This window comes from Mesorhizobium sp. M00.F.Ca.ET.216.01.1.1 (assembly GCF_004010325.2).
Taxonomy (GTDB): domain Bacteria; phylum Pseudomonadota; class Alphaproteobacteria; order Rhizobiales; family Rhizobiaceae; genus Mesorhizobium.
Genome location: NZ_SADR02000175.1, coordinates 1 through 399, shown reverse-complemented (window position 1 = coordinate 399; position 399 = coordinate 1). Strand labels below are relative to the sequence as shown.

Genomic DNA, 399 nt, shown 5'->3' with positions numbered 1-399 from the left:
GTCACCATCGACAATCCGCCGGTCAACGCGCTGAGCTTCCATGTTCGCAAGCCGCTCTACGAGGCGCTCGCCACGCTGCGTGACGACCCAACCGCCAGAGCCATCGTCATCGCCTGCGCCGGGCGCACCTTTGTCGCCGGCGCCGACATAACCGAGTTCGGCAAGCCGGTCGAGCAGCCGGAACTGCGCGCCATCGTCGCTTTGCTCGAAACCATCGCCAAGCCGACGGTCGCGGCCATCCACGGCACGGCGCTCGGCGGCGGGCTGGAGCTGGCGCTCGGCTGCCATTTCCGTGTCGCCGATCAGGGCGCTAGGCTCGGCCTACCGGAGGTGAAGCTCGGCCTGCTGCCTGGCGGCGGCGGCACGGTGCGCCTGCCACGGCTGGTCGGCGCCGAAAAG

Annotated in this window: 1 protein-coding gene; it reads left to right on the top strand. The window is 69.9% G+C overall.

Annotated features, from left to right (window positions below):
* Positions 1-399 (top strand): enoyl-CoA hydratase/isomerase family protein (locus EN859_RS35600; protein WP_135913633.1); only part of this gene is annotated, 399 nt, incomplete at both ends.